This is a genomic window from Pseudonocardia sp. T1-2H (assembly GCF_038039215.1).
In the GTDB taxonomy this organism is placed as follows: domain Bacteria; phylum Actinomycetota; class Actinomycetes; order Mycobacteriales; family Pseudonocardiaceae; genus Pseudonocardia.
This window is the reverse complement of sequence record NZ_JBBPCL010000001.1, coordinates 2,919,160-2,943,833: the sequence shown is the minus strand read 5'-3', so window position 1 is coordinate 2,943,833 and position 24,674 is coordinate 2,919,160. Positions and strand designations below refer to the sequence as shown.

The 24,674-nt window shown below is 73.3% G+C and carries 19 protein-coding genes and 2 pseudogenes; 5 read left to right on the top strand and 16 right to left on the bottom strand.

Features of this window, described 5'->3' with window-relative positions; all coding sequences use genetic code 11:
• Positions 1 to 68: 68 nt before the first annotated feature.
• The 3 genes and pseudogenes from WBK50_RS14675 to WBK50_RS14665 all read right to left on the bottom strand — a co-directional run bounded on the left by WBK50_RS14675 (position 69) and on the right by WBK50_RS14665 (position 4,687).
• Positions 69 to 1,010: a DUF389 domain-containing protein gene (locus WBK50_RS14675; RefSeq protein WP_341336152.1), complete on the bottom strand. Its 942-nt coding sequence runs from the start codon at positions 1,008 to 1,010 to the stop codon at positions 69 to 71.
• A 31-nt stretch (positions 1,011 to 1,041) separates the two neighbouring features.
• Positions 1,042 to 2,878, bottom strand: a pseudogene (gene aspS / locus WBK50_RS14670) (aspartate--tRNA ligase).
• Positions 2,879 to 2,950: 72 nt separating this feature from the next.
• Complete coding sequence (locus WBK50_RS14665; RefSeq protein ID WP_341336151.1) at positions 2,951 to 4,687, bottom strand: radical SAM protein; 1,737 nt, start codon at positions 4,685 to 4,687, stop codon at positions 2,951 to 2,953.
• Between the two features lie 393 nt (positions 4,688 to 5,080).
• On the opposite strand from WBK50_RS14665, the gene WBK50_RS14660 reads away from it, so the two are divergent.
• From WBK50_RS14660 to WBK50_RS14650, 3 genes and pseudogenes are all read left to right on the top strand, one after another.
• Positions 5,081 to 5,626 (top strand): gluconokinase, encoded by a 546-nt coding sequence (locus WBK50_RS14660; RefSeq protein ID WP_341336150.1) that lies wholly within the window; start codon positions 5,081 to 5,083, stop codon positions 5,624 to 5,626.
• A gap of 65 nt (positions 5,627 to 5,691) precedes the next feature.
• A pseudogene (locus WBK50_RS14655) lies at positions 5,692 to 5,895 on the top strand (GntT/GntP/DsdX family permease); the annotation flags it as partial.
• 97 nt (positions 5,896 to 5,992) lie between these two features.
• Positions 5,993 to 7,588, top strand: a complete 1,596-nt coding sequence (locus WBK50_RS14650; protein ID WP_341336148.1) for a YibE/F family protein — start codon at positions 5,993 to 5,995, stop codon at positions 7,586 to 7,588.
• Positions 7,589 to 7,689: 101 nt separating this feature from the next.
• On the opposite strand, the gene WBK50_RS14645 is transcribed toward WBK50_RS14650, so the two are convergent.
• The 3 genes from WBK50_RS14645 to WBK50_RS14635 are packed head-to-tail and all read right to left on the bottom strand — an operon-like array spanning position 7,690 to position 10,224.
• Positions 7,690 to 8,208 (bottom strand): class I SAM-dependent methyltransferase, encoded by a 519-nt coding sequence (locus WBK50_RS14645; protein WP_341336147.1) that lies wholly within the window; start codon positions 8,206 to 8,208, stop codon positions 7,690 to 7,692.
• A 19-nt stretch (positions 8,209 to 8,227) separates the two neighbouring features.
• Positions 8,228 to 9,523 carry a histidine--tRNA ligase gene (gene hisS / locus WBK50_RS14640; protein WP_341336146.1) on the bottom strand — a complete coding sequence of 432 codons (1,296 nt, stop codon included), beginning with the start codon at positions 9,521 to 9,523 and terminating at the stop codon, positions 8,228 to 8,230.
• Positions 9,520 to 10,224 (bottom strand): MBL fold metallo-hydrolase, encoded by a 705-nt coding sequence (locus WBK50_RS14635; RefSeq protein WP_341336145.1) that lies wholly within the window; start codon positions 10,222 to 10,224, stop codon positions 9,520 to 9,522. The genes hisS and WBK50_RS14635 overlap by 4 nt, the downstream gene beginning before the upstream one ends.
• Before the next feature lie 89 nt (positions 10,225 to 10,313).
• Between WBK50_RS14635 and WBK50_RS14630 the strand changes: the two genes are divergently transcribed.
• On the top strand, positions 10,314 to 11,123 hold the full coding sequence (locus WBK50_RS14630) for a peptidylprolyl isomerase (RefSeq protein WP_341336144.1): 810 nt from the start codon (positions 10,314 to 10,316) through the stop codon (positions 11,121 to 11,123).
• 91 nt (positions 11,124 to 11,214) lie between these two features.
• Here the strand turns inward: WBK50_RS14630 and WBK50_RS14625 are convergent, their stop codons facing one another.
• From WBK50_RS14625 to ruvC, 8 genes are all read right to left on the bottom strand, one after another.
• The gene (locus WBK50_RS14625) at positions 11,215 to 13,563 is read right to left on the bottom strand and encodes a RelA/SpoT family protein (protein WP_341336143.1); all 2,349 of its coding nucleotides are present in this window, start codon (positions 13,561 to 13,563) and stop codon (positions 11,215 to 11,217) included.
• 114 nt (positions 13,564 to 13,677) lie between these two features.
• Entirely contained in the window at positions 13,678 to 14,232 is a 555-nt protein-coding gene (locus WBK50_RS14620) for an adenine phosphoribosyltransferase (RefSeq protein WP_341336142.1), read from the bottom strand.
• A complete protein-coding gene (gene secF / locus WBK50_RS14615) occupies positions 14,229 to 15,455 on the bottom strand; it encodes a protein translocase subunit SecF (protein WP_341336141.1) in 1,227 nt (408 codons plus the stop codon). The genes WBK50_RS14620 and secF overlap by 4 nt, the downstream gene beginning before the upstream one ends.
• Positions 15,456 to 15,457: 2 nt before the next feature.
• A complete protein-coding gene (gene secD / locus WBK50_RS14610; RefSeq protein WP_341336140.1) occupies positions 15,458 to 17,194 on the bottom strand; it encodes a protein translocase subunit SecD in 1,737 nt (578 codons plus the stop codon).
• 212 nt (positions 17,195 to 17,406) lie between these two features.
• Positions 17,407 to 17,802: a preprotein translocase subunit YajC gene (gene yajC, locus WBK50_RS14605; protein WP_341336139.1), complete on the bottom strand. Its 396-nt coding sequence runs from the start codon at positions 17,800 to 17,802 to the stop codon at positions 17,407 to 17,409.
• A 116-nt stretch (positions 17,803 to 17,918) separates the two neighbouring features.
• Positions 17,919 to 18,953 (bottom strand): Holliday junction branch migration DNA helicase RuvB, encoded by a 1,035-nt coding sequence (gene ruvB / locus WBK50_RS14600; protein ID WP_341339389.1) that lies wholly within the window; start codon positions 18,951 to 18,953, stop codon positions 17,919 to 17,921.
• Positions 18,954 to 18,966: 13 nt separating this feature from the next.
• Entirely contained in the window at positions 18,967 to 19,575 is a 609-nt protein-coding gene (gene ruvA, locus WBK50_RS14595) for a Holliday junction branch migration protein RuvA (RefSeq protein ID WP_341339388.1), read from the bottom strand.
• Positions 19,576 to 19,667: 92 nt separating this feature from the next.
• Positions 19,668 to 20,258 (bottom strand): crossover junction endodeoxyribonuclease RuvC, encoded by a 591-nt coding sequence (gene ruvC, locus WBK50_RS14590; RefSeq protein WP_341339387.1) that lies wholly within the window; start codon positions 20,256 to 20,258, stop codon positions 19,668 to 19,670.
• Between the two features lie 163 nt (positions 20,259 to 20,421).
• On the opposite strand from ruvC, the gene WBK50_RS14585 reads away from it, so the two are divergent.
• Positions 20,422 to 20,970, top strand: coding sequence for an MOSC domain-containing protein (locus tag WBK50_RS14585; protein WP_341336138.1), 549 nt, complete (start codon positions 20,422 to 20,424; stop codon positions 20,968 to 20,970).
• Here WBK50_RS14585 and polA read toward each other — a convergent pair.
• Together polA and WBK50_RS14575 are read right to left on the bottom strand one after the other, a co-directional pair.
• Positions 20,937 to 23,750 carry a DNA polymerase I gene (gene polA, locus WBK50_RS14580; RefSeq protein ID WP_341336137.1) on the bottom strand — a complete coding sequence of 938 codons (2,814 nt, stop codon included), beginning with the start codon at positions 23,748 to 23,750 and terminating at the stop codon, positions 20,937 to 20,939. The genes WBK50_RS14585 and polA overlap by 34 nt on opposite strands.
• Positions 23,751 to 23,884: 134 nt before the next feature.
• Positions 23,885 to 24,634 (bottom strand): YebC/PmpR family DNA-binding transcriptional regulator, encoded by a 750-nt coding sequence (locus tag WBK50_RS14575; RefSeq protein ID WP_341336136.1) that lies wholly within the window; start codon positions 24,632 to 24,634, stop codon positions 23,885 to 23,887.
• Positions 24,635 to 24,674: the final 40 nt, after the last annotated feature.

Genomic DNA, 24,674 nt, shown 5'->3' with positions numbered 1-24,674 from the left:
CGCAGCAGCCAGCGCGGCGAGCACCGGCCTGGGGAAATCAGCCAGGTCACCAGACATCGCAGGGAACCTTACCCGGAGGAGAGCGGTCGGCCACGCCCCCATCGCGGGCGGACCCGCCGCGCGAGCAGCAGACCGAGCGCGGCCGCGACCACGATCCCCACCAGGTTGACCACCAGCTGCACCGCCGAGGAGCCGGCCTCGGCCCAGCGGCCCTCCACCGCGGCGACCGATGCGAAGGCCGCCGCGGGGACCGTCGTCACCGAGATGAAGACGCCGACGAGCGACGCGGACTTCGCGGAGGTGAGGGCCAGCATCCCGGCCAGGCCGGCCAGCAGCGCGACGATCAGCGAGAACGGCCCGACCTGGTAGATGAACTCGACCTGGTCGAGCTGGTCCAGCGCGCCGGCGGCCAGCAGCCCCACGGCGTCGAACGCCAGCGTGGCGAGGGCGGTGACGGTCATGGCGAGCACGAAGCCGACGCCGAGCGCGAGCGCACCCCGCCGCACGAGGTCCCCGCGCCGCAGCACGAGACCGACCGCGATCGCGGCGAGCGGGCCGAACTCCGGGCCGAGCACCATCGCCCCGACGACCGTCACGGGCGAGTCCGTGATCGCCCCGACCGCCGCGAGCAGGCAGGCGATGGTGAGGAACGCCTGGAAGCTGACGGACAGCCGTGACTCCTCGCCGGTCCGGCTGATCAGCTCGTCCCAGACGACGGCGTCCGTACCCTCGCCGGGCGCGGCCTCCTCGGCCTCGTCCGCCGCGTCGGACAGGACCGTGTCCAGCGCCTCGAGCGTGATCCCGCCGGAGTGGTCCAGCCCGAGCCCGGTGAGCCGGGCCAGCAGGTCGTCCACGCACTCCCGGGCCACATCGGCCTGGACCAGGTCTCCCTCGGGGCGTACGGCGGCACCGCGCAGCACCGTCAGGTGGGCCACTCCCCGCTCGGCCTCGAGCAGCGCGACGAGGTCGTCCGTCGTGGCAGGCGGGGAGATCACCCGCAGATGCAGCACGACGCCGTACCCGGGGCCCGTCGGCGGTGGGTCAGGCGCCGCCGCCCTCGGTGTCCGCCTTCGCGGCCGCGGTAGCCGGGTCCGTCCCGGCGGGCGCTGCGGGAAGCCTCGGCGGGACCCAGTCCACGCCCGCCTCCTTGCGCTGCTCCGGCGTGATCGGCGCGGGCGCGCCGGTCAGCGGGTCGTATCCGCCGCCGGTCTTCGGGAAGGCGATGACCTCGCGGATCGAGTCCACACCCGCGAGCAGCGCGGTGATCCGGTCCCAGCCGAAGGCGATGCCGCCGTGCGGGGGCGGGCCGTAGGCGAAGGCGTCGAGGAGGAAGCCGAACTTCTCCTGCGCCTCCTCCTCGCTCAGACCCATGATCTCGAAGACGCGCTTCTGCACGTCCGCGCGGTGGATACGGATCGACCCGCCGCCGATCTCGTTGCCGTTGCAGACGATGTCGTAGGCGTAGGCCAGGGCGTTGCCGGGGTCCGACTCGAACTTGTCGATCCAGTCCGGGGTCGGCGAGGTGAACGCGTGGTGCAGCGCCGTCCACTTGCCGTGCCCGACGGCCACGTCGTCCGTCTCGTCCGCGGACTCGAACAGCGGGAAGTCGACGACCCAGACGAAGGACCAGGCGTTCTCGTCGATGGCGCCGATCCGGCGGGCGATCTCCTGGCGGGCGGCGCCGAGCAGCGTCCGGGCCTCGTTCGGCCGGCCGGCCGCGAAGAAGATGGCGTCGCCCGGCTTCGCGCCGACGGCCGCGGGCAGCCCCGCCCGCTCGGACTCGGACAGGTTCTTGGTGACCGGGCCCTTCTCGGAGACGGTCCCGTCGGCGTCCACCAGCACGTACGCGAGCCCGCGGGCGCCGCGCTGCTTGGCCCACTCCTGCCACGCGTCGAGCTGCTTGCGGGGCTGGCTCGCCCCGCCCGGCATGACGACGGCGCCGACGTACGGGTTCTGGAACACCCGGAAGGCGGTGCCGGAGAAGTAGGACGTCGGCTCGGGTGAGCTCGATGTCGTAGCGCAGGTCCGGCTTGTCCGAGCCGTAGCGGTCCATCGCCTCGGCGTAGCTGATGCGCCGGATGGGACGGGGGATCTCGTGGTCCACGAGCTTCCACAGCGAGGCGAGGATCTCCTCGGCGAGCGCGAGCACGTCGTCCTGCTCGACGAAGCTCATCTCGATGTCCAGCTGGGTGAACTCCGGCTGGCGGTCCGCGCGGAAGTCCTCGTCCCGGTAGCAGCGGGCGATCTGGTAGTACCGCTCCATGCCGCCGACCATCAGGAGCTGCTTGAACAGCTGCGGGCTCTGCGGCAGCGCGTACCAGGAGCCGGGCCGCAGCCGGGCGGGGACCAGGAAGTCCCGCGCGCCCTCGGGCGTCGAGCGGGTGAGCGTCGGCGTCTCGATCTCGACGAAGTCCCGCTCGTCGAGCACCGCGCGCGCGGCGCGGTTCACCGCGCTGCGCAGCCTCATCGCCGAGGCCGGGCCCGAGCGGCGCAGGTCCAGGTAGCGGTACTTGAGGCGGATCTCCTCACCGACCTCGACGTCCCCCTCGATCGGGAACGGCAGCGGCGCCGACTCGGAGAGGACCGTCAGGTCCGTCACCGTGACCTCGATGGCGCCGGTGGCGAGCTCGGGGTTCTCGTTGCCGGCGGGCCGCCGGACGACCTCGCCGGTCACCTGGACACAGAACTCGGAACGCAGCCGGTGCGCCCGCTCCGCCATCTCGCCCTCGCGGAAGACGACCTGGGCGGAACCGGAGGCGTCCCGCAGGTCGATGAAGATGACGCCGCCGTGATCGCGGCGACGGGCCACCCATCCGGCGAGGGTCACGGTCTGGCCGGCGTGCTCGGCACGAAGGGTGCCGACAGGGTGGGAACGCATCACGAGACAAGAGGCTATCCGGGTACCACCCGGGGTCCGCGGGCAGGTTTCGCTCCGATGCTCCCCCGGGCGTCACAGGAGGGTCAGCTGCTCGGTGCTGCACCCGGAGGGCTCCGCGGCGACGCTCCCCACCTGGCCCCGCGATGCCCGGCTCCTCAGGGCCCGGCTCCTCGGCGTCGTGACCCCGCCGGTGAGCCCGTGCCGGCGCAGCAGCGGCGCCACCCGCTCGCCCAGAGCCTTCCGGTAGGCCGGGTCGACGTACGCGCCGCGCCGGTAGAGCCGCTCGTAGCGCCGCACGAGCGCCGGATACTCCCGCGCCAGCCATGCCATGAACCACTCCCGCGTGCCCGGACGCAGGTGCAGGGCCAGCACGCTCGCCCCGGTGGCCCCCGCCGCCGCGATCCGGCCGAGCACCGCGTCGAGCGCCTCGGGTGAGTCCGTGAGGTGCGGCAGCACCGGGGCGACCATGACCCCGCAGCTCAGGCCCGCGTCGATGATCCGGCGGACGAGGTCCAGCCGCGCCTGCGAGGACGGCGTGCCGGGTTCCAGGTGTGACTGCAGCCCCCGGTCCAGCAGCGCGATCGACACCCCGAGCCCGACGGGCACGTCCCGCGCCGCGGCGGTGAGCTCCGGCAGGTCCCGGCCGAGCACCGTCCCCTTGGTGAGCACGGAGAACGGCGTCCCGGAGCCGGCGAGCGCCCGGATGATGCCGGGCATCAGCCGGTAGCGCCCCTCGGCGCGCTGGTACGGGTCCGTGTTGGTGCCCAGGGCGACCGGCTCGCGCTTCCAGCGCGGCGCGGCCAGCTCGCGTTCGAGCACCCGGGCAACGTTGACCTTCACGACGATCTGGCTGTCGAAGTCCTTGCCCGCGTCCAGGTCGAGGTAGGTGTGGGTGTTGCGGGCGAAGCAGTTGTGGCTGACCACGCCCTCGGCCACGAAGTCCCCGGTGCCGGTGGTGAGGTCGTACATGGGCATCTCGACGTCCAGCCGCTCGACGGACACGACCTCCTGCCCGCCCTCCGGCGGCGGCTCCAGCAATGCGCCGTCGAGGTCCCGCAGCCGGGCCACCGCGGGGTCCACGGTCCGGATCAGCCGCAGGTGCTCCGCCGCGCCGCCGAGCAGCCGCAGGGACCTCCCGCCCCGCACCGGGCCGGCCTCGACCCCCACCCGGAAGCCCAGGCGCCGCAGGGCGTCCGCCGCGCGACGCATCAGCAGGCCGTCCGCCGTGACGATCCGCAGCGCTCCGCCGGACACCTCACCCGCCGCGTCGAGCACCCCGGCGACGAACCCCTCGAACCAGGCGACGCACGGCGCGTCCGGCCGGCCCACGACGCGCGACAGGGCCGGCTGCGCCCCGGTCCCCACCGGCACGGGGTCCCGCAGGCCCGCGATGAGGTGGTGCGCCCGCCCGAGCGCCTCCAGCTCGAGCCAGTCCGACGGGAACGCCTCCCCCGGGGCCGTCCGCCCGGGGGCGCCGTCCACGCGGACCAGGCCGCACAGGTAGCCGTCGCGGTACGGGCCGTCCTCGCGCCGCTCCCCGGATCCCGCGCCGACGGCCGCCGCGCCCGGCCCGCGCAGGACGCTCCCCTGCCGCAGGTGCGGGCGGCGGCCGCCGCGGCACCAGCCCGGCGCGACGTGCCGCCAGCCCCGGTCCGTGAGGAAGCGGTGCTCGCCGCTGGTGACCAGCCGCGTCCCGTCCGCCAGGGTGACCCGGTGGGCCGGCCGCCGGGTGGACCAGTGGGCGAGCACGCTCGTCCGCACGTAGACCCGGCGCCCGTCCGGCCCCGCGGGACGGGTGCCGAGCACCATGTCGCCTTCCCGGGAGCTCGGCGATCGGCCGGGTGCGGCCGTCCGCGAGCAGGACACGGGTGTCCCCGGCGAGGCAGTAGACGCACGCGTGGGAGCAGCCGCGGTAGGGGTTGACGGTCCAGGAGAACGGCATCGGCGACGACCCGGGAACCCGGTTCAACGCGGACTTGGCCTCCACCTCGTGGAACACCGTGCCGGCGAACTCGGGCGTGCGGACGGAGCGCAGGAGGCCGCGCAGGCCCGGCAGCGCGGCGTCGTCGCCGATCCCGTCGTCCAGTACCTGCTGTCCGCTCCATCGCACCCCTCTATTCGAACATACATTCGATCGCAGCGCCAGATCTTGCTCGGCGGCCGGGTGCGCGGTAGTTCGGACGATGTCGGAGGCTGGCAGCCATGACCGCAGCACCGAGCACCACGACGTTGATCGTGATGGGGGCCTCCGGGGTGGGGAAGACCACCGTCGCGGCGGAGCTCGTGCGTCGCACGGGCTGGGCGTTCGCCGAGGGGGACGAGCTCCATCCCGAGGCCAACCAGCGGAAGATGGCCGCCGGCCACCCGCTGACCGACGAGGATCGGTGGCCGTGGCTGCACCGGGTCGCGGAGTGGATCGGTGAGCAGGAGGCGGCGGGGCGCAACGCCGTGCTGACCTGCTCGGCGCTGCGCCGCCCCTACCGGGACATCCTGACCGACGGGCACCCGTCGGTCAGGTTCGTCCATCTCGTCGCGTCGCAGGACGCACTGCGGGAGCGGCTCGAGCACCGCACCGGCCACTACATGCCCGCGTCCCTGCTGGGCAGCCAGATCGCGACCCTCGAACCGCTCGAGGCCGATGAGTCGGGGATCGAGGTCGGCGCCGAGAACGACGTCGCCGCCGTGGTGGACGAGGCCGCCGAGGCCCTCGCCGCGCACGGCGTCGCCCTGCCGAGGACCGCGCCGTGACCGCCCTGGTCCTGGCCCGGGCCCCGCCGGCCACCCCGGCGGTGGGGAGCACGCAGCTCGTCGTCGCGGCGCTCCTCGGGATCGCCGTCGGGGCGGGCTCGCTGTTCTTCTCCCACGTCGACGATGCCGGGTTCTGGCTGGTCGAGGAGCGCCTCGGGCCGACGGTCGGGCAGACCATCAGGAGCTGGTCGGTGATGGAGACCGTCATCTCGGTGGTCGGACTGCTGGTGGTCCTGCTGCTCTCGGTGATCGCCCGAACCGGGAGGTGACACGACCGAGTGAAGCGATGGCACACCTCCGTGACCGGTTGGGCAGGATGGCGGCGTGCATCCGCGAGTGCCGGGACGACCGGAGGAACGTCGGGCCGTGTCCGACACCGGGCGCCACCGGCGGCGCCGCACCGACCCGCCGACGCCGGGGCGCGGCCAGCCGCTGATCCGGCGCTCGCCCCCGCCCGTGCCCCGGACGGTCGGGGACCTGGTCGACGACGCGATGGGACCGCCGCCCGGTGCCGACGGGACCCCCGCCCGGCCCGGCGGCCCGGGGCAGCGGGCAGGAAACCGGGTCCCGGCACCGCCCCGTGAGCCGGGCCGGCCCCCCGGACCTGCCTCGTCCGCGCAGTACGGCCGCGACTCGCCACCGGCGGAGCGCCGCCCCGAGGACGGCCGGCCTTCTCCCCGGCCGCGCCGGCCGACCACCGCCCTGCAGCCCGTCGCCACGGATCCGCACGGCCCCGCCGAGGTGGTGTCCGGCACCCCGGCAGCCACACGCAACGGGCGGCCCCGCCCCCCGGCGGCCACGGGTCACGGACATGGACACGGACACTCCCCCGCCTCCCCGGCCGGCCGGCGCGTTCGCGTCCTGATCGCCGCGCTGCTGATCCCCTGCGGGCTCGCGACGCTCGTCGGGCTGGTCCTGCTCTGGCCGCGCGGGGAGGCGCCGGTCACGACCCAGCCGCCCCAGCAGCTGCTGCACGCGCAGGTCACCGCGGCGGCCCGGGCGGACTGCACCCCCGGCTCCGGCGACGGCGGCTGCACCGGTCTGACCCTGCGGCTCGCGGACGGGCCCGTCGCAGGCCGCGACCTCGTCCAACTCGTCCCGGTCGAGCCCTCGACACCGCGGTTCGCGGTCGGGGACCAGATCGTCCTGGCGTGGTCCGGCGGGGATCCGCTCGACGCCGGCTCCTACCAGGTCGTCGACTTCCAGCGCACCGGTCCGCTGATCTGGCTCGCCGCGGCGTTCGCCGTCGCGGTGCTGATCCTCGGGCGGTGGCGCGGGCTCGCGGCCCTGGTCGCGCTCGGGCTGAGCTTCGTCGTCCTGGCGCTGTTCGTCCTGCCGGCGGTGCTGGCGGGGTCGGACCCCCTGACGGTCGCCGTCGTCGGGTCGTGCCTGATCATGTTCCTGGTCCTGTACCTGACGCACGGGTTCTCCGCCCGGACGTCGACGGCGGTGCTCGGCACGTTGGTCTCCCTCGCCCTGATCGCGGGCCTGAGCGCGCTGTTCTCCGGGCTCGCCCGCCTCACCGGCCTCGACGACACCACCGCCAGCCTCATCGCGACGCTCGGCACGCCCGTCGACGCCCGCGGGTTGCTGCTCGCGGGCGTCCTGATCGGGGCGCTCGGGGTGCTCGACGACGTCACGGTCACCCAGACCAGCGCGGTCTGGGAGCTGCGGCGGGCCAACCCGGCCCTGGGCGCGGGCGCCCTCTTCGGCGCGGGCATGCGGATCGGGCGGGACCACGTCTCGTCGGCCGTGAACACCCTGGTGCTCGCCTACGCGGGCGCGTCGCTGCCGTTGATGCTGCTCTTCACCGTGTCGGCGCAGAATCTGGGCCAGGTGCTGACCACGCAGGACGTGGCGACGGAGATCGTGCGCACGCTGGTGGGGAGCATCGGCCTCGTCGCCTCGGTCCCGATCACCACCGGCCTCGCCGCCCTGGTCGCGAGCCGCGAACAGCCCTGACCGCGTCGGGCTCCCGAAGCGCGTTATGGCTCCATGACGCACGTTTTCGACGCCCTGGAGCGCGTTATGGCTCCATGACGCACGTTCTGGCGCCGCGGGGGTCAGGGATTCTGGGTGCGGCGGGCGACGAGGGTCGCCTCGCCGTCGGCCTCCGCCGACGCGATCACGGTCAGGTCCTCGAACGCCGCCGTGAGCTCACCACGGGCAGCGCGGAACGGACCCTGCTCGTCGTCGACCTCGGACAGGACCGTGACCACCAGCAGCCCGCCCGGCGCGAGGGCCTCGGCGAGCGCCGGATAGAGCGCGGGGTCCCGGAAGCGCTGGCAGACCACGACGTCGTACGGCCCGCTCACGGGCAGGCCCTCGTCCAGGTCCGCCTCGACGAACCGGACCTCGACGCCCGCCCGGGCCGCCAGTGCCCGCCCGGTGTCCAGACCTGCTCCGGACACGTCGACCGCGTCGACGGCGAGTCCCCGCTGCGCCAGCCAGACCGCGACGGCGCCCCGCCCGCACGCGACGTCCAGGGCCCGCCCCCGGCGGGGAGCAGCTCCTCCCGGCCGCGCAGGGCGTCCGGCGGCATCGGGACGGCCGGGCCGACGGCCGCGTGCCGCGCGTCCCACCGGGACCGGTCGGCGAGGCTCACGCCTGCAGCAGCCCGGCCACCTCGGCCACCACCGCGTCCAGCGCGACGGCCCGCTGCTCGCCGGAGACCAGGTCCTTGACGCCGATCGTCCCGGCCTCGATGTCCCGCTCCCCCAGCACCAGGGCGTACCGCGCGCCCGAACGGTCCGCGGACTTCATCGCCCCCTTGAGCCCGCGGCCGCCGTAGGACAGGTCGACCCGCACCCCGAGCCTGCGCAGCCGGCCGGCCAGCACCACCAGCCGTCGCTTCGCCTCGTCGCCCAGCGGGACGCCGAAGACCTCGGCGCGGGCCGTCGACCACGGTCGGACGCCCTCGACCCCGCAGGCCAGCAGCGTGCGGTCCACCCCGATGCCGAATCCGACCCCGGACAGCGGCTGGCCGCCGAGGGTCTCCATCAGGCCGTCGTAGCGCCCGCCGCCGCCGATCCCGGACTGCGCGCCCAGGCCGTCGTGCACGAACTCGAAGGTCGTCTTCGTGTAGTAGTCCAGGCCGCGCACCATCCGCGGGTTGACCTCGTAGGCGATCCCCAGGTCGTCGAGGTGGGCCAGGACCGCGGCGTGGTGCTCCGCCGACGCCGGCGAGAGGTGGTCGAGCAGCAGCGGGGCGTTCGCCATCATCGCCCGGACCTCCGGGCGCTTGTCGTCCAGCACGCGCAGCGGGTTGATCCGCGCACGCTCCCGGGTCGGCTCGTCCAGCGGCAGCCCGGCGAGGAACTCCTGGAGCAGCTCGCGGTAGGCCGGACGGCACTCCGAGTCGCCGAGCGAGGTGAGCTCGAGGCGGTATCCGCGCAGGCCGAGGGCCTTGAACCCCTCGTCCGCGACCGCGATGACCTCGGCGTCGAGCGCCGGGTCGTCCACCCCGATGGCCTCGACCCCGACCTGCTGCAGCTGCCGGTACCGGCCCGCCTGCGGCCGCTCGTACCGGAAGAACGGCCCGGCGTAGCGCAGCTTGACGGGCAGCCCGGCCCGGTCCAACCCGTGTTCGATCACGGACCGGACGACGCCCGCGGTGCCTTCCGGACGCAGCGTCACCGTGCGGCCGCCGCGGTCCGAGAAGGTGTACATCTCCTTGCTGACGACGTCGGTGGACTCGCCGACACCCCGCGCGTACAGCCCGGTGTCCTCGAAGACCGGCAGCTCGATGTGCCCGTACCCCGCGCGGTCCGCCGCGGCGACGAGCGTGTCCCGGACGTGGGTGAACCCGGCGGACTCCGGCGGGACGTACTCGGGGATCCCCTTCGGCGCGGCGAAGGACTGCTGCTTGTCCGTCTGTTTTGCCTGCGCCGTGCTCACAGTCCACGTCCCCGTGTCGTTCCGGTCCGCGCCGGGGTGGAGAGGTCCTGCAGGAACGGGTTCGACGCCCGCTCCCGGCCGATCGTGGTCGTGGGCCCGTGGCCGGGCAGCACGACGCCGGAGTCGTCCCGGACGAGCAGCCGGTCCCGCACGCTGTCCAGCAGCTGCTGGTGCGAGCCGCCTGGCAGGTCCGTCCGCCCGATCGACCCCGCGAACAACGTGTCCCCCGCGAGGATCACCTCGACCCCTTCCTCGGTCTCCGTCGTGAAGACCACCGATCCCGGTGTGTGCCCCGGCGTGTGGTCGACCCGCAGCCGCAGTCCGGCCAGCTCCAGCGACGACCGGTCGTCGAGGGTCCGGACGTCCGACGGCTCGCGCAGCTCCAGCCGGCCGCCGAAGAAGGCGGCGGACTCCGCCGAGATGCCCTTCATCGGGTCCGCGAGCATCTCCCGGTCGTCCGGGTGGATCCAGGCCGGGACGTCGTGGCCGTCGCAGACCGGGGCGACGCTGAAGGTGTGGTCGAAGTGCCCGTGGGTGAGCAGGACGGCGACCGGCGTCAGCCGATGCTCCTTCAACAACGCCTCGAGCGGTTCGACGGCGTCCTGCCCGGGATCGACGACGACGCACGCCTCCCCCGCGGCCTGGGCCACCACGTAGCAGTTGGTCTGGAAGGCCCCTGCCGGGAATCCTGCGACGAGCACCGGACCAGCCTAGACGCCCTGCACATCGCGCTCTCAGGAACGGTCGCTACCCTCCGACGCGACCAGCGGACCCGGGAGGACCCCACAACGTGGCCACGAACCAGATGCGGCGCGAAGCGGCCAAGCGCAAGCTCGCCCACCAGCAGCAACGGCGGATGGACGCCGCGCGCAAGCGGAAGCGCACCGCGGTGATCGTCTCGGCCGCGGTCGTCGTCGTCGTGGTGGTGGCGGTCGTGCTGCTGACGCTGCCCTCCGGGGCGGACGACCCCGCCCCCACCGCCCAGGCCGCCGCCGCACCGGGCACCGTCTCGTGCGAGTACCCCGCCGAGGCGAACGCAGCCAAGGCGAACCAGCCGCCGCAGACGACGGGCGTCTCGAACGTCGGCACCGCCGAGGTCGCACTCGGCACCTCCGCCGGGCCGATCAGCCTGACGCTGGACCGCGCCAAGGCGCCCTGCACCGTCAACAGCTTCCTGTCCCTCGCCGGCCAGGGCTACTTCGACAACACCCAGTGCCACCGCCTGACCACCGGCGAGGGCCTGAAGGTGCTGCAGTGCGGCGACCCGACGGCCCAGGGCACCGGCGGCCCCGGCTACACGATCGCGGACGAGCCGCCGACCGGCCTGGCGCCGTCCCCCTCCGGCGGCGGCACCGTGATCTACCCGCGCGGCACGGTCGCGATGGCGAAGACCGCCGCGCCGAACTCGGGCGGCAGCCAGTTCTTCCTGGTCTACGCGGACTCGACGCTCCCGCCGGACTACACCGTGTTCGGCACGATCGACCAGGCCGGCCTGGCCACGATCGACAAGGTCGCCGCCGGCGGTACCGACAACTCCAACGGCGAGGGCGACGGCAAGCCCGTCACCCCGGTGACGATCCAGAGCGCCAAGGTCGCCTGACCCCACACCAGCCGTGGCCGGAGAGCCACCTTCACGCCGGACTCCGGCGGGAAGGTGGCTCTCCTGCTGTCGGGCCTGCCGTGAGCCGGGCTCAGCTCGCGCTGGTGACCCGGTAGACGTCGTAGACGCCCTCGACGTTGCGGACCGCCTGCAGCACGTGTCCCAGATGCTTCGGGGCGCCCATCTCGAAGGAGAACCGGGAGACCGCGACCCGGTCCCGTGACGTCGTCACGGACGCGGACAGGATGTTGACCTTCTCGTCCGCCAGCACCTTCGTGACGTCGGAGAGCAGCCGGTGCCGGTCGAGGGCCTCGACCTGGATCGCCACCAGGAAGACCGAGGACTCGGAGACCGACCACGCGACGTCGACGAGCCGCTCCGCCCGGTTCTTCAGGTCCGCGGCATTCGTGCAGTCCGTGCGGTGCACGCTGACCGAGCCCCCGCGCGTCACGAAGCCCATGATCTCGTCGCCCGGCACCGGCGTGCAGCACCGCGCGAGCTTCGTGTAGAGATCGCCCATGTCCTCGCCGTCCGCCTTGACGACGACGCCGGCGTCCCCGGTCGCGCGCCGGACCCGGACCGTCGACGGCGTGGCCCGCTCGGCGAGCTCCTCCTCGGCGTCCTCGACCCCGCCCAGCAGCGCCACCAGCCGTTGGATGACGTGCCGGGCGCTCGCCTGGCCCTCACCGATCGCGGCGTAGAGCCCGGAGAGGTCCGGGTAGTGCAGCTCGCGGGCGAGGGCCGCCATCGAGTCCGCGGAGACCAGACGCTGCAGCGGCATGCCGGTGCGGCGCGCCTCGCGCGTGATGGCCTCCTTGCCCTGCTCGATAGCCTCCTCGCGGCGCTCCTTCGCGAACCACTGCTTGATCTTGTTCTTCGCGCGCGGGGAGGCGGCGAACGCGAGCCAGTCCCGGCTCGGCCCGGCGCCCTCGGCCTTCGAGGTGAAGATCTCGACGACGTCGCCCGAGTCCAGCGTGCGCTCGAGCGCGACCAGCCGGCCGTTGACCCGGGAGCCGATGCAGCGGTTCCCGACCTCGGTGTGCACCGCGTAGGCGAAGTCCACCGGGGTGGAGCCCATCGGCAGCGTGATCACGTCGCCCTTGGGGGTGAAGACGAAGATCTCCTTCGCCGCCAGGTCGTAGCGCAGCGACTCGAGGAAGTCCCCCGGGTCCGCGGCCTCCCGCTGCCAGTCCAGCAGCTGCCGCATCCAGGACATCTCGTCGACCTCGACGGTGCCGGTCGCCGTGCTCGGCGCGCCGTTGTGCCCGCGGGTCTCCTTGTAGCGCCAGTGCGCCGCGATGCCGTACTCGGCCGTGCGGTGCATCTCCGTGGTGCGGATCTGCACCTCCAGCGGCTTGCCGTCCGGGCCGATCACCGTGGTGTGCAACGACTGGTAGACGCCGTAGCGGGGCTGGGCGATGTAGTCCTTGAAGCGGCCCGGCATCGGCTGCCACAGCGCGTGCACCATGCCCATCGCCGCGTAGCAGTCCCGCACCTCGTCGACGAGCACGCGCACGCCGACCAGGTCGTGGATGTCGTCGAAGTCCCGGCCCTTGACGATCATCTTGCGGTAGATCGAGTAGTAGTGCTTCGGCCGGCCCTCGACCTTCGCGTTCACCCGCGCCCCGTCGAGCTGCTGCGTCACCTCGTCGATGACCTGCTTGAGGTAGGTGTCCCGGGACGGCGCCCGGTTCGCGACGAGCCGGACGATCTCGTCGTACTTCTTCGGGTGCAGGATCGCGAAGGACAGGTCCTCCAGCTCCCACTTCACCGTCGCCATGCCCAGGCGGTGCGCCAGCGGCGCCATCACCTCGAGGGTCTCGCGCGCCTTCTTCGCCTGCTTCTCCGGCGGCAGGAACCGCATGGTCCGCATGTTGTGCAGCCGGTCCGACAGCTTGATGACCAGTACGCGCGGGTCCCGGGCCATCGCGACGACCATCTTGCGGATCGTCTCGGCCTCGGCCGCGGTGCCGAACTCGACCTTGTCCAGCTTGGTGACGCCGTCGACCAGGTGCGCGACCTCCTCGCCGAAGTCCCGGCGCAGCCGGTCCAGCGAGTAGTCCGTGTCCTCGACGGTGTCGTGCAGCAGGGCCGCGACCAGCGTGGTCGTGTCCATGCCCAGCTCGGCGAGGATCGTCGCCACGGCGAGCGGGTGGGTGATGTAGGGGTCCCCGGACTTGCGCTTCTGGTGCTGGTGCTTGTCCTCGGCGACGTCGTACGCCCGCTGCAGCAGGACCAGGTCCGCCTTGGGGTGCAACGTCCGGTGCACGCTGGCGAGCGGCTCGAGGACCGGCTTCACGATCGCGACCCGCTGCGGCGTCATCCGCCGGGCGATCCGCGCGCGGACCCGGCGGGTGGCCGACGGCTTCGCCGGGTCGTCCGCGTGGTCCGGCCCGTACTCCGCGACGGCGGGCGGAGCGCTCGGCTCGACGCCCGTCACCGGCCCGCCCTCGTGGGGGTGGGTCGGTCGAAAATCACGGTGCCGTCCACCTGTCCAAGGATAGCTCGGCGCGCCCGCGTCCCCACGCCCGCGGGGGCGCGTCCGAACCGGTGATCAGAGCGTGAACAGGGAGTGCACGTCGATGCCCGCGAGGCGGTCCCGCCCGCCGAGCCCCGCGAGCTCCAGCACCGTCCCGAAGCCGACGACCTCGGCTCCGGCGTCCGTCAGCAGCGCGCAGGTGGCCTCCGCCGTACCGCCGGTGGCCAGGACGTCGTCGACGACGAAGGCCTTGCTCCCGGGCCTGACGGTGTCCGCGGGCAGCTCCAGGGTGGCGGTGCCGTACTCGAGGTCATAGGTCCGGGACGCGGCGACGACCGGCAGCTTCCCGGGCTTGCGCACCGGCACGACCCCGACCCCCGCGACGAGCGCGACGGCCGCACCGACCAGGAACCCGCGCGCCTCGATCCCGACGACGACGTCCGCGAGCCCGACGCGGGCCGCGAGCTCGGTCGCCACGGTGGCGAAGGCCTCCGCGTCCGCGAGCACGGGCGTGAGGTCCCGGAAGAGGACCCCCGGCCGGGGGTAGTCCGGCACGTCCCGGATCAGGGAGCGGACGTGCTCGAAGCCGGGATCGACGTCGTCGGAGTCCGCCAGGGCCGCCTCGCTCATCGGTTCCGCTTCCCACTGGGCCGGCCACCGGGCCGGCCCGACTTGCCCTGCGGCCGGCCGGCCGCACGCTGGGCCCGCGCCGGCGTGCTCGCGGCGGCGGACAGGGCCTTCTCGCGGCGGAGCTCCTGGGCGATCGACTCGTCGTCGGTCGCCTCCGGCGCGTCGGTCCCGGCGCCCCGGGCCGTCGCCTGCCGGGCCCGGCGGGCCGCGACCCGCTTGGCCTGCTGCTGGTACTTCGGGTCCCGCATCTTCAGGTCGACGAGCAGCGGCGTCGCGAGCAGCAGCGACGACAGCGACCCGGCGATGATCCCGACCATCTGCACGAGCGCCAGGTCGGCGAGCGTGCCGACGCCCAGCAGCCCGACGCCGACGATCATCAGCCCGAGGACGGGCAGCACCGCGATCAGCGAGGTGTTGATCGAGCGCATCAGCGTCTGGTTGACCGCGAGGTTGGCGATCTCGGAGTAGTTCCGCCTGGTCAGGCCGAGGATGCCGCGGGCGTTCTCCTTGACCTTGTCGAACACCACGACCGTGTCGTAGAGGGAGAACCCGAGGATCGTCAGCAGGCCGATGACCGTCGAGGGCGTGACCTCGAACCCGACGATGGAGTACACGCCCGCGGTGACCACGACGTCGTGCACCAGGGCGACGAGCGCCGCGATCGCCATGGACCGCTCGAAGTAGAACGCCAGGAACGCCGTGACCAGCACGAGGAACACCGCGAGCGCGATGATCGCCTGCCGGGTGATCTCGCCGCCCCAGGTGCCGCTGACCGCCGAGTCGCTGATCACCTCCGCGGACGGCTGCCCGTTGCTCCCGAGGGGCTGGAACGCGTCGAACAGGGCCTGCTTGAGCGCGATGACCTGCGCCTCGCTCAGCGCCTCGGACCGGATGAGGATCGACGCCGACGAGCCGGTGCCGGCGGACTGGATGGACGCGGCGCCCATCCCGACGGAACGCTGGTAGACGTCCCCGACCTGCTGGGTGGTGGCGACGCCGTTCGCGCCCGCGGCCGGCATCTGGATCTGGGAGCCGCCGGTGAAGTCGATGCCGAGGTTGAACCCGCGAAGGGCGATCGACAGGATGCAGACCAGCACGAGCAGCCCGAAGCTGACGTACCAGATCTTGCGCTTGCCGACGATGTCGAACGCGCCGGTGCCGGTGTAGAGCCGGGACAGTGCACCGCGCTTCGCAGGGGCGGTGGGGACGGTGTTCGCGCTCATGCTCACGCGCCCTTCGTTCCGGCGGCCGCGGCGGCGGCCTTCTTCCGTTGCGCGCCGATCCGCGCGACCTCACCGAGCCCGGACAGCGCGGGGCTGCCGAAGACCCGCGAGTTCGACGCGAGCGCGACCAGCGGGTGCGTCACCAGGAACACGACGACGAGGTCCAGCACCGTCGACATGCCGAGGGTGAACGCGAAGCCCTTCACCTGGCCGACGGCCAGGATGTAGAGCACCGCGGCGGCCAGGAAGCTGACGGCGTCCGCGGACAGGATCGTGCGGCGGGCGCGGACCCAGCCGCGCGGCACGGCCGAGCGGAACGACCGCCCTTCGCGGACCTCGTCCTTCAACCGTTCGAAGAAGATCACGAACGAGTCCGCCGTGATGCCGATGGCCACGATGAACCCGGCGACGCCGGCGAGGTCGAGCGTGAAGCCGATCCAGCGCCCGAGCAGCACCAGCACCGCGTAGACGACGCCGCCGGAGAGCACCAGCGACAGCATCGTCAGGATGCCGAGCACCCGGTAGTAGAAGAGGCAGTAGACGAACACCAGCGCGAGCCCGACGACGCCGGCGATCAGCCCGGCCTTCAGCGAGGCCAGGCCCAGGGTCGCGGACACCGTCTCGGCCTGCGAGGACTCGAACGACAGCGGCAGCGAGCCGTAGCGCAGGGCGCTCGCGAGGTTCTGCGCCTGCTGCTGGGAGAAGTTGCCGCTGACCTGCGTCTGGCCGTAGAGCGCGCCGTTGATGGTCGGTGCCGAGACGACCTCGCCGTCGAGCACGAACGCGGACTGCTTGCCGATGTTCGCGGCGGTGAAGTCTCCCCAGATCTTCGAGCCCTCGGACTTGAAGTCCAAGTTGACGACGTAGCCCGCGCCATTGGGGTCCGCGGTCGCCGTGGCGCTCGCGATCTGGGTGCCCTCGAGGATCGTCGGGCCGAGGAGGTACTTGCCCGTCTTGTCCTGGGTGCACGCGACCAGCGGCTTGGTCGGGTCGTCGTAGCCCCGCAGGGGATCCGTGGCCTTGCAGTCCAGTTGCTGCAACGCCTGCGCCTGGACCGCGGGGTCCTCGCTCTGCCGCAGTGCCTTCGCCTCCGCGATCGCCGTGGCGAGCTTCGGATCGGCGGGCGCGGGGTTGCCGGCGTCGGGCGCGGGCGCCGGCGGCGGCGTCGGGGTGGGTGTCGGCTGCTGCAGCGGGGCCGAGTAGGAGACGGGCTCGACGGCCCGGTCGCTCGTGCCGGCGGGGAGGCCCTGCGGCTGGCCCGCCGGGGCCGCGGGCGCGCTCGCGGGCGCCGCCGGAGCCGCGGGAGCCGGGGTGGCCGCGCCCGCCTGGCCCGCGCCGGCGCCGGGAGGCGGTGTGGCCGCGACCGGGCCGCCGATGACGGGGCGGAACCGGAGCTGCGCGGTCTGACCGAGCGAACGGGCCTGGTCGCCCTCCGCGCCCGGGACGGTGATCGTGATGTTGCTGCCGTCCAGGACGACCTCGGCACCGCTGACGCCGAGCCCGTTGACGCGCTGCTCGATGATCTGCTGCGCCTGGATGAGCTGGTCCCGCGGCGGGACCTGGCCGGACTCGGTCCGGGCGGACAGCGTGACCCGCGTGCCGCCCTGCAGGTCGATGCCCAGCTTCGGCGTGGGCTTACGGTCGCCGGTGAGGAACACCAGGGCGTACAGGACGACGACGATGCCGGCGAACGCCGCCAGGTACCGCCAGGGGCTGATCCGCCCCGGGGTCGTTGCCACTCTCTTCTTCACTCCTTTGCGGCACGGCCCGTCGTCACTCCGGGGGTCGGCCTGGGTCCTACTCGCTGGGCGCAGCCGGGCCCGGCACCTGCGACCGTGTGCCCGAGGACGCACACGTCAGAGCGCCGGAGTCGGCCCGCTTCAGTGCTGCATGCTGCCGCACGTCCGGCAGGGGGCATCGAGCGCCCCCGGCACCGGACGCAGGCGACGCGTCAGCTGCGGTCGTTCGACCTGCCGTCGGTGCCCGGAGTGTCCGAGCTGTCCGTCGTGGTCGTCGTGTCGGCGGCGTCCGCGCTGGTCACGGTGTCCGAGTCGGCCTCGGCCGGGGTGCTGAAGTCCTCCGGCGTGGGGTCGACCTTCTCGCGCACCGCGGCGCGCAGCCAGGTGGTGACGACGCCGTCGGCGATCTCCAGGTCGATCGTCTCCTCGTAGGAGGCGTCGACGACGGTCGCGCGCAGGCCGGAGGTCGTCACCACGACGTCCCCGGTGTCCAGCGCCGACTGCATCTGCTGGGTCGCGGCCATGGCACGCTTCTGCTTGCGGCCCGACAGGAAGATCGGGATGAAGAGGAGGAGGATGAGGACGGGGAAGAGCAGGCTGATGTCCATCGTGTCCGGTTTTCTCCGTTCGTGAGGCTCGTCGAGATGTCGAGTGTGCCAGTCCGCCCGTGTCCCGGTTGCGGCACGTCCACCGGTATCGCTGCAGGCCGCGGGCCCGTCCGCGATCAGAACAGTGACGAGACCCCGGGGGTCTCCGGCGGCGGCGTCAGACCGAGGTGCTTCCAGGCGGCCGGCGTCGCGACCCGGCCCCGCGGCGTGCGGGCCAGCATCCCGGCCCGCACGAGGTAGGGCTCGCATACCTCTTCGACGGTACCGGGTTCCTCGCCGACTGCCACGGCGAGCGTGGACACACCCACCGGTCCGCCGTGGAAGGACCGCACCAGGGCGCTCAGCACGGCCCGGTCCAGCCGGTCCAGGCCGAGCTCGTCGACGTCGTAGACGGCCAGCGCGTCCCGGGCGACCTGCCGGGTGACGGCCCCGTCTGCGCGCACCTCGGCGAAGTCCCGGACCCGGCGCAGCAGCCGGTTGGCGATGCGGGGCGTGCCCCGGGAGCGGCGGGCGATCTCGGTGCCGCCGTCCGGGTGCAGGTCGACGCCCAGGATCGTGGCCGCGCGCTTGAGCACGAGCTCCAGCTCGTCCGGCTCGTAGAACTCCATGTGCGCGGTGAAGCCGAACCGGTCCCGCAGCGGCCCGGTGAGCGCTCCGGACCGCGTGGTGGCGCCGACCAGCGTGAACGGGGCGATGTCCAGCGGGATCGACGTGGCGCCGGGGCCCTTCCCGACGACGACGTCGACCCGGAAGTCCTCCATCGCGAGGTAGAGCATCTCCTCGGCGGGCCGGGCGATGCGGTGGATCTCGTCGATGAACAGGACGTCCCCCGGGAGCAGGTTCGAGAGCATCGCGGCGAGGTCCCCGGCCCGCTCCAGCGCGGGCCCGGAGGTGAGCCGGATCGAGGCGCCGAGCTCCGCGGCGACGATCATCGACAGGCTCGTCTTGCCCAGCCCCGGCGGGCCGGAGAGCAGGATGTGGTCCGGCGGGTCCCCGCGGCGCAGGGCGCCCTCGAGGACCAGCTGCAGCTGCTCCCGCACGCGCGGCTGGCCGATGAACTCCGACAGCCGGCGGGGACGCAGCGAGTTCTCGACTTCCACGTCCTCCGACACGGCCTCCGGCGAGACGTCCCGCGAGCCGTCGTCCTCCATCGTCATCGCCACCTCACCGTGAGCGGCCCAGGCTCGACAACGCGGACCGCAGGAGCTCGGCGGCCGCCGCGTCCGGCGACCGGGCCAGCACCGCGTCGACGGCCTGCTCGGCCGGCCGGGCGGTGAACCCGAGCCCGACGAGCGCCTCGACGACCTGCTCCCGCCTGCCGCCGGCGCCCCCGGCGGCGGGGGCGGCCGAGGCCCCGACCGGGACCGTCGCGGGCGCGGCGACCTTGTCCCGCAGCTCGACGACCAGGCGTTCCGCGCTCTTCTTCCCGACGCCCGGGATGCGCTGCAGGGTGGTGAGGTCCCCGTCCGCGAGTGCGCGGCGGAGCGTGTCCGGCTCCAGGACCGCGATGGTGGCGAGGGCGAGCCGCGGGCCGATCCCGCTGACCGTCTGGACCAGCAGGAACAGCTCCCGCTCGTCCGCGTCCGCGAATCCGAACAGGGTCAGCGAGTCCTCGCGCACGATCAGGGTGGTGGCCAGCCGGGACTCGACGCCGCGTCGCAACCCGGCCAGGGTGCTGGGGGTGGCGTGCACGGCCAGCCCGACCCCGCCGACCTCCACGACCGCGTGGTCCAGCCCGATCTCGAGAACGGGACCCCGCACCGACGCGATCAACCCTGCCACCCCTGCCTGCTGTTACGAACAGTAGTTCGACGCCGGAGGCTACCGGGCGGGTCCGACAGTTCGGCACCCTCCCCTGGGTGGGGTCAGCGCCTGGCCCGCGCGGCCTCGGCGAGCCGCTCCTTCTGCGCCGCCGCGAGCCGCGCCTTGTGCGCCTTGGCGAACTCCGCCGCCCGCGCCTCCGCCTCGGCCATCCGGCTGATCATCGGCGCCCGCCAGCAGTGGCAGATCGCGAGCGCGAGCGCATCCGCGGCGTCCGCGGGCCGCGGGGCCTCGGCGAGCCGCAGCAGACGGGTGACCATGGCCGTGACCTGGTGCTTGTCCGCGCGGCCCTCCCCCGTCACGGCCGCCTTGACCTCGCTCGGGGTGTGAAACGCGACGGGCAGCCCCGCCCGGGCGGCGACGAGCGCCACCACCCCGCTCGCCTGGGCGGTGCCCATCACCGTGCGCACGTTGTGCTGGCTGAAGACCCGCTCGATCGCGACGACGTCCGGGCGGTGCCGGGTGATCCAGCGCTCCACCTCGTCCGCGACCCCGAGCAGCCGCTGGTCGATCGACAGCTCGGTCCCGGTCCGGGCCACGCCGACGTCGACGCAGGTCACGGCGCGTCCGACGCCGCCGTCGACGACGCCCAGACCGCAGCGCGTGAGCCCCGGGTCGACTCCGAGCACCCGCACCAGCATCTCCCCCACCGCTCGCCGACGGCCCTCGCCGACCGTCACCGGAACGCTACCGCCCGGCTTCCCCGCAGCCGCGCCGTGGCGCGCCGGAACGGCACATCCGGGCACGGGCCCGGCCGCCGGTCCACGACGCCGGGCCGGGCTCACGCATGATCGGGGCGTGCAGATCGAGATCGTCGCGCTCGTGGCCTCGCCGGTCCACGCGTTCGAGGGCCGCCCCGCGGACGGCCCGCGCCCCGATCCCGAGGACCCGAGGCGCGAGCGGATCGAGGTGCGCGCCGGGCTCGGCGTCGTCGGGGACCGGTACCACGGCCGCGCCGCGCACCGGCTGGCGTCGGTGACGCTCCTGGCCGCGGAGTCCCTCGACGCCGTCGCGGCCGAGCTCGGCAGTGCCACGTTCGATCCCGTCCTGGTCCGCCGCACGATCGTGACCAGGGGCTTCCCCGTGGACGAGCTGGCCGCCCCCCGCGGCGGGGCCGGGGCGGAATTCACCCTGGACACCGGCGACGGCCCGGTCCGGTTCCGCGTCCACCGGCCCGCGAACCCGTGCCGGTGGATGGACGTCGTCCTCGCCCCGGGTGCTTTCAAGGCCCTCCGGGGGCGCGGCGGGGTGCGGTGCGAACCGCTCTCCGACGGCACGCTCCGCGCCGGTCCCGCGACCCTCGAGCTCCGGGATCAGTGGGCGGCGTCGTCCCAGCTGCGGCCGTAGCCCACGGACACCTCGAGCGGCACGGACATCTCGTGCGCGGCACCCATCTCCCGCCGCACCAGCGTCTCCACGGCCTCCTGCTCGCCGTCGGCCACCTCGAGCACCAGCTCGTCGTGCACCTGCAGCAGGATCCTGCTCCGCAGGCCCTCGGCCGCCAGCGCCCGGTGCACGTTCAGCATCGCGACCTTGATGATGTCCGCCGCGCTGCCCTGGATCGGGGCGTTGAGCGCCATCCGCTCGGCCATCTCGCGGCGCTGCCGGTTGTCGCTGGTGAGGTCCGGCAGGTAGCGGCGGCGGCCGAGCATCGTCTCGGTGTAGCCCTCCTTGCGGGCCACCTCGACGATCGAGCGAAGGTAGTCCCGCACCCCGCCGAACGTCTCGAAGTAGTCGTCCATGAGGCCCCGGGCCTCCTCGGTCGAGATTCGCAGCTGCGCGGACAGACCGAACGCCGACAGCCCGTAGGCCAGGCCGTAGTTCATCGCCTTGATCTTGGCGCGCTGCTCCGGGGTCACCTCCGCGGCGTCGACGCCGAACACCCTCGACGCGGTCTCCGAGTGGAAGTCCCGCTTCGAGTTGAACGCCTCGATCAGCGCGGCGTCCTCGGAGAGGTGGGCCATGATCCGCATCTCGATCTGGCTGTAGTCCGCCGTCATGAGCTGCCCGTAGCCCTCGCCGACCACGAACGTCTCCCGGATCCGGCGGCCCGCGGCCGTGCGGATCGGGACGTTCTGCAGGTTCGGGTCCGTGCTGGAGAGCCGGCCCGTCGCCGCGATCGTCTGGCTGTAGGTGGTGTGGATCCGGCCGTCCGGCGCGATCGACTTCAGCAGCCCGTCCACCGTGACCTTGAGCCGGGTGGCGTCCCGGTGCTGCAGCAGGTGCTGCAGGAACGGGTGCTCGGTCTGCTCGAAGAGGCTCTGCAGCGAGTCCGCGTCCGTGGTGTAGCCGGTCTTGGTGCGCTTGGTCTTCGGCATGTTCAGCTCGTCGAACAGCACGACCTGCAGCTGCTTCGGCGAGCCGAGGTTGATCTCCTTGCCGATCACCGCGTAGGCGTCCTGGGCGGCCTGCTTCACCTGCGCCGCGAACTCGGTCTCCTGCGACTCCAGGAGATCGCGGTCGACCGCGATGCCCACGGTCTCCAGGTCCGCCAGCACGAACGCCAGCGGGAGCTCCAGCCCGGCGAGCAGCTCGGTCCCGTGCCGCTCCGCCAGCTCCGTGTCCAGCGCGTCCGCGAGCTCGACCACCGCCGAGGCCGCCACCATCTGCTCCTCGGCGAACTGCGCGTCCGCCTCCTCCTCGCCCCCCAGCAGGGACAGCTGGCCGTCGGCGGCCTCGCTCTCCTGCCGCAGCTCCCGGCGCAGGTAGCGCAACGCCAGGTCCGCGAGATCGAAGCTGCGCTGCCCCGGCCGGGCCAGGTAGGCCGCGAGCGCGGTGTCGCTGGTGAGCCCGGCCAGCGTCCAGCCGCGGGCCCGCAGCGCGTGCAGGGACGCCTTGACGTCGTGCACCGCCTTCGGGACCGACGCGTCCGCGAGCCACTCCCCCAGCGCCGCCTCGTCGTCCGGCAGCAGGTTCTCCAGCGCGACGTAACCGGCCTGCGGCACGCCGGCCCGGGCGCCGCCGGCCCGGGCCTCCAAGCTCGGCTCGCCCGTCGCGAGGCCGACGCCGCTGATGTCCCGCTCGGTGATCCCGCCGGTCAGCCCGGAGAAGGACAACCCGACCCGGCGGCCGTCCCGCGCGTTCTCCTCCAGCCAGGCTCGCAGGCCGCCGGCCGGGACGGCCGCGCCCTGCACCGAGAAACCCTCGTCCGCCTCGGGCTCGGCGCTCTGCAGCGTCGCGAACAGGCGCTCGCGCAGGACCCGGAACTCCAGCTCGTCGAACAGGCGGTGCACGGCGTCCCGGTCCCAGGGCCGGACCTCGAGCTCCTCGGGCGCGGAGTGCAGCGGCACGTCCCGCACCAGCTCGGTGAGCTGGCGGTTGAGCAGCACGTTCGCCAGGTTCGCGCGCAGCGCGTCCCCCGCCTTGCCCTTGACCTCGTCCACCCGGTCTGTGAGCTCGGCGAGCGAGCCGAACTCGCGCACCCACTTCGCGGCGGTCTTCTCGCCGACGCCGGGGATGTTGGGCAGGTTGTCGCTGGGGTCCCCCCGCAGGGCGGCGAAGTCCGGGTACTGCGCGGGGGTGAGCCCGTACCGCGCGTCGACCTCCGCCGGGTCGATCCGGCCCAGGTCCGACACCCCGCGCTTCGGGTAGAGCACCGTCACGTTGTCCGTGACCAGCTGGAACGCGTCCCGGTCCCCGGTGGTGATGAGCGTGTGGAAGCCGCCCGCCTCCGCCTGTGTGGCGAGGGTGGCGATCACGTCGTCCGCCTCGTAGTTCTCCACCGCGAAGAACGGGACGGCCAGCGCCGTGAGGACCTCCTTGATGAGGTCCACCTGGCCGCGGAAGTCGTCCGGCGTCGTCGTCCGGTTGGCCTTGTACTCGGCGTAGCGCTCCGAGCGGAAGGTCTTGCGGGAGACGTCGAACGCCACGGCGAGGTGCGTGGGCTGCTCGTCCCGGAGCAGGTTGATGAGCATCGACGTGAAGCCGTAGACGGCGTTCGTGGTCTGGCCCGTGCCCGTGCGGAAGTTCTCCGCGGGCAGCGCGAAGAAGGCCCGGTAGGCGAGCGAGTGCCCGTCGAGCAGCAGCAGGCGCTTGCCGGGCGGCGGGGCCGCGGGCTTCGCGGCTGCCTTGCCGGGCGCCTTCTTCGCTGGCGCCTTGGTTGCTGGGGTCTTCGTGGCGGGGCTCATCAGGGGCGAGTCTAGAACCGACCCCCGACAGTTCCGGTCGGGCGACCCCTCCACCTCCGCGGGCGGCCGACACCGCTGTGGACACACGACGGCGCCGCCCCCGGTCCGGGGACGGCGCCGGTGGAACGGGAGGGTCAGCCGACCTCGGCCATGACCTCGTCGGACACGTCGAAGTTCGAGTAGACGTTCTGGACCTCGTCGCTGTCCTCGAGCGCGTCGATCAGCTTGAAGACCTTCTTGGCGCCCTCGGCGTCCAGCTCGATCTGCATCGAGGGCAGGAAGGTCGGGTCCGCGGAGTCGTAGTCGATCCCGGCCTCCTGCAGCGCGGTGCGCACGGCGACCAGGTCCGTGGCCTCGGCGACGACCTCGAAGCTCTCGCCCAGGTCGTTGACCTCCTCGGCGCCGGCGTCGAGCACCGCGAGCAGCACGTCGTCCTCGGTCAGCCCGGCCTTCGGCAGCACGACGACACCCTTACGGGTGAACAGGTACGCGACGGACCCGGGGTCCGCCATCGCACCGCCGTTGCGGGTCATCGCCGTGCGGACCTCGGTCGCCGCGCGGTTGCGGTTGTCCGTGAGGCACTCGATGAGCAGCGCGACGCCGTTGGGGCCGTAGCCCTCGTACGTGATCGTCTCGTAGTTGGCGCCGCCGCCGTCCGCACCGGAGCCGCGCTTGACGGCGCGGTCGATGTTGTCGTTGGGCACCGAGCTCTTCTTCGCCTTCTGGATGGCGTCGTAGAGCGTCGGGTTGCCGTCGGGGTCGCCACCGCCGGTCCTGGCCGCGACCTCGATGTTCTTGATGAGCTTCGCGAACATCTTGCCGCGCCGGGCGTCGATGACGGCCTTCTTGTGCTTCGTCGTCGCCCATTTGGAGTGGCCACTCATCGGCTGCCCCGTCCCTCCTACTGGTCAGTACCGCCCGGCC

Bases quoted from the DNA above. Each gene is read 5' to 3' on its own strand.
- WBK50_RS14660 (WP_341336150.1), top strand. From the start codon at position 5,081: ATGACCGCAGCACCGAGCACCACGACGTTGATCGTGATGGGGGCCTCC.
- secF (WP_341336141.1), bottom strand. From the start codon at position 15,455: ATGAGCGCGAACACCGTCCCCACCGCCCCTGCGAAGCGCGGTGCACTG.
- WBK50_RS14620 (WP_341336142.1), bottom strand. From the start codon at position 14,232: ATGAGCGAGGCGGCCCTGGCGGACTCCGACGACGTCGATCCCGGCTTC.
- WBK50_RS14665 (WP_341336151.1), bottom strand. From the start codon at position 4,687: ATGGTGCTCGGCACCCGTCCCGCGGGGCCGGACGGGCGCCGGGTCTAC.
- ruvB (WP_341339389.1), bottom strand. From the start codon at position 18,953: ATGGAGGACGACGGCTCGCGGGACGTCTCGCCGGAGGCCGTGTCGGAG.
- yajC (WP_341336139.1), bottom strand. From the start codon at position 17,802: ATGGACATCAGCCTGCTCTTCCCCGTCCTCATCCTCCTCCTCTTCATC.
- WBK50_RS14575 (WP_341336136.1), bottom strand. From the start codon at position 24,634: ATGAGTGGCCACTCCAAATGGGCGACGACGAAGCACAAGAAGGCCGTC.
- polA (WP_341336137.1), bottom strand. From the start codon at position 23,750: ATGAGCCCCGCCACGAAGACCCCAGCAACCAAGGCGCCAGCGAAGAAG.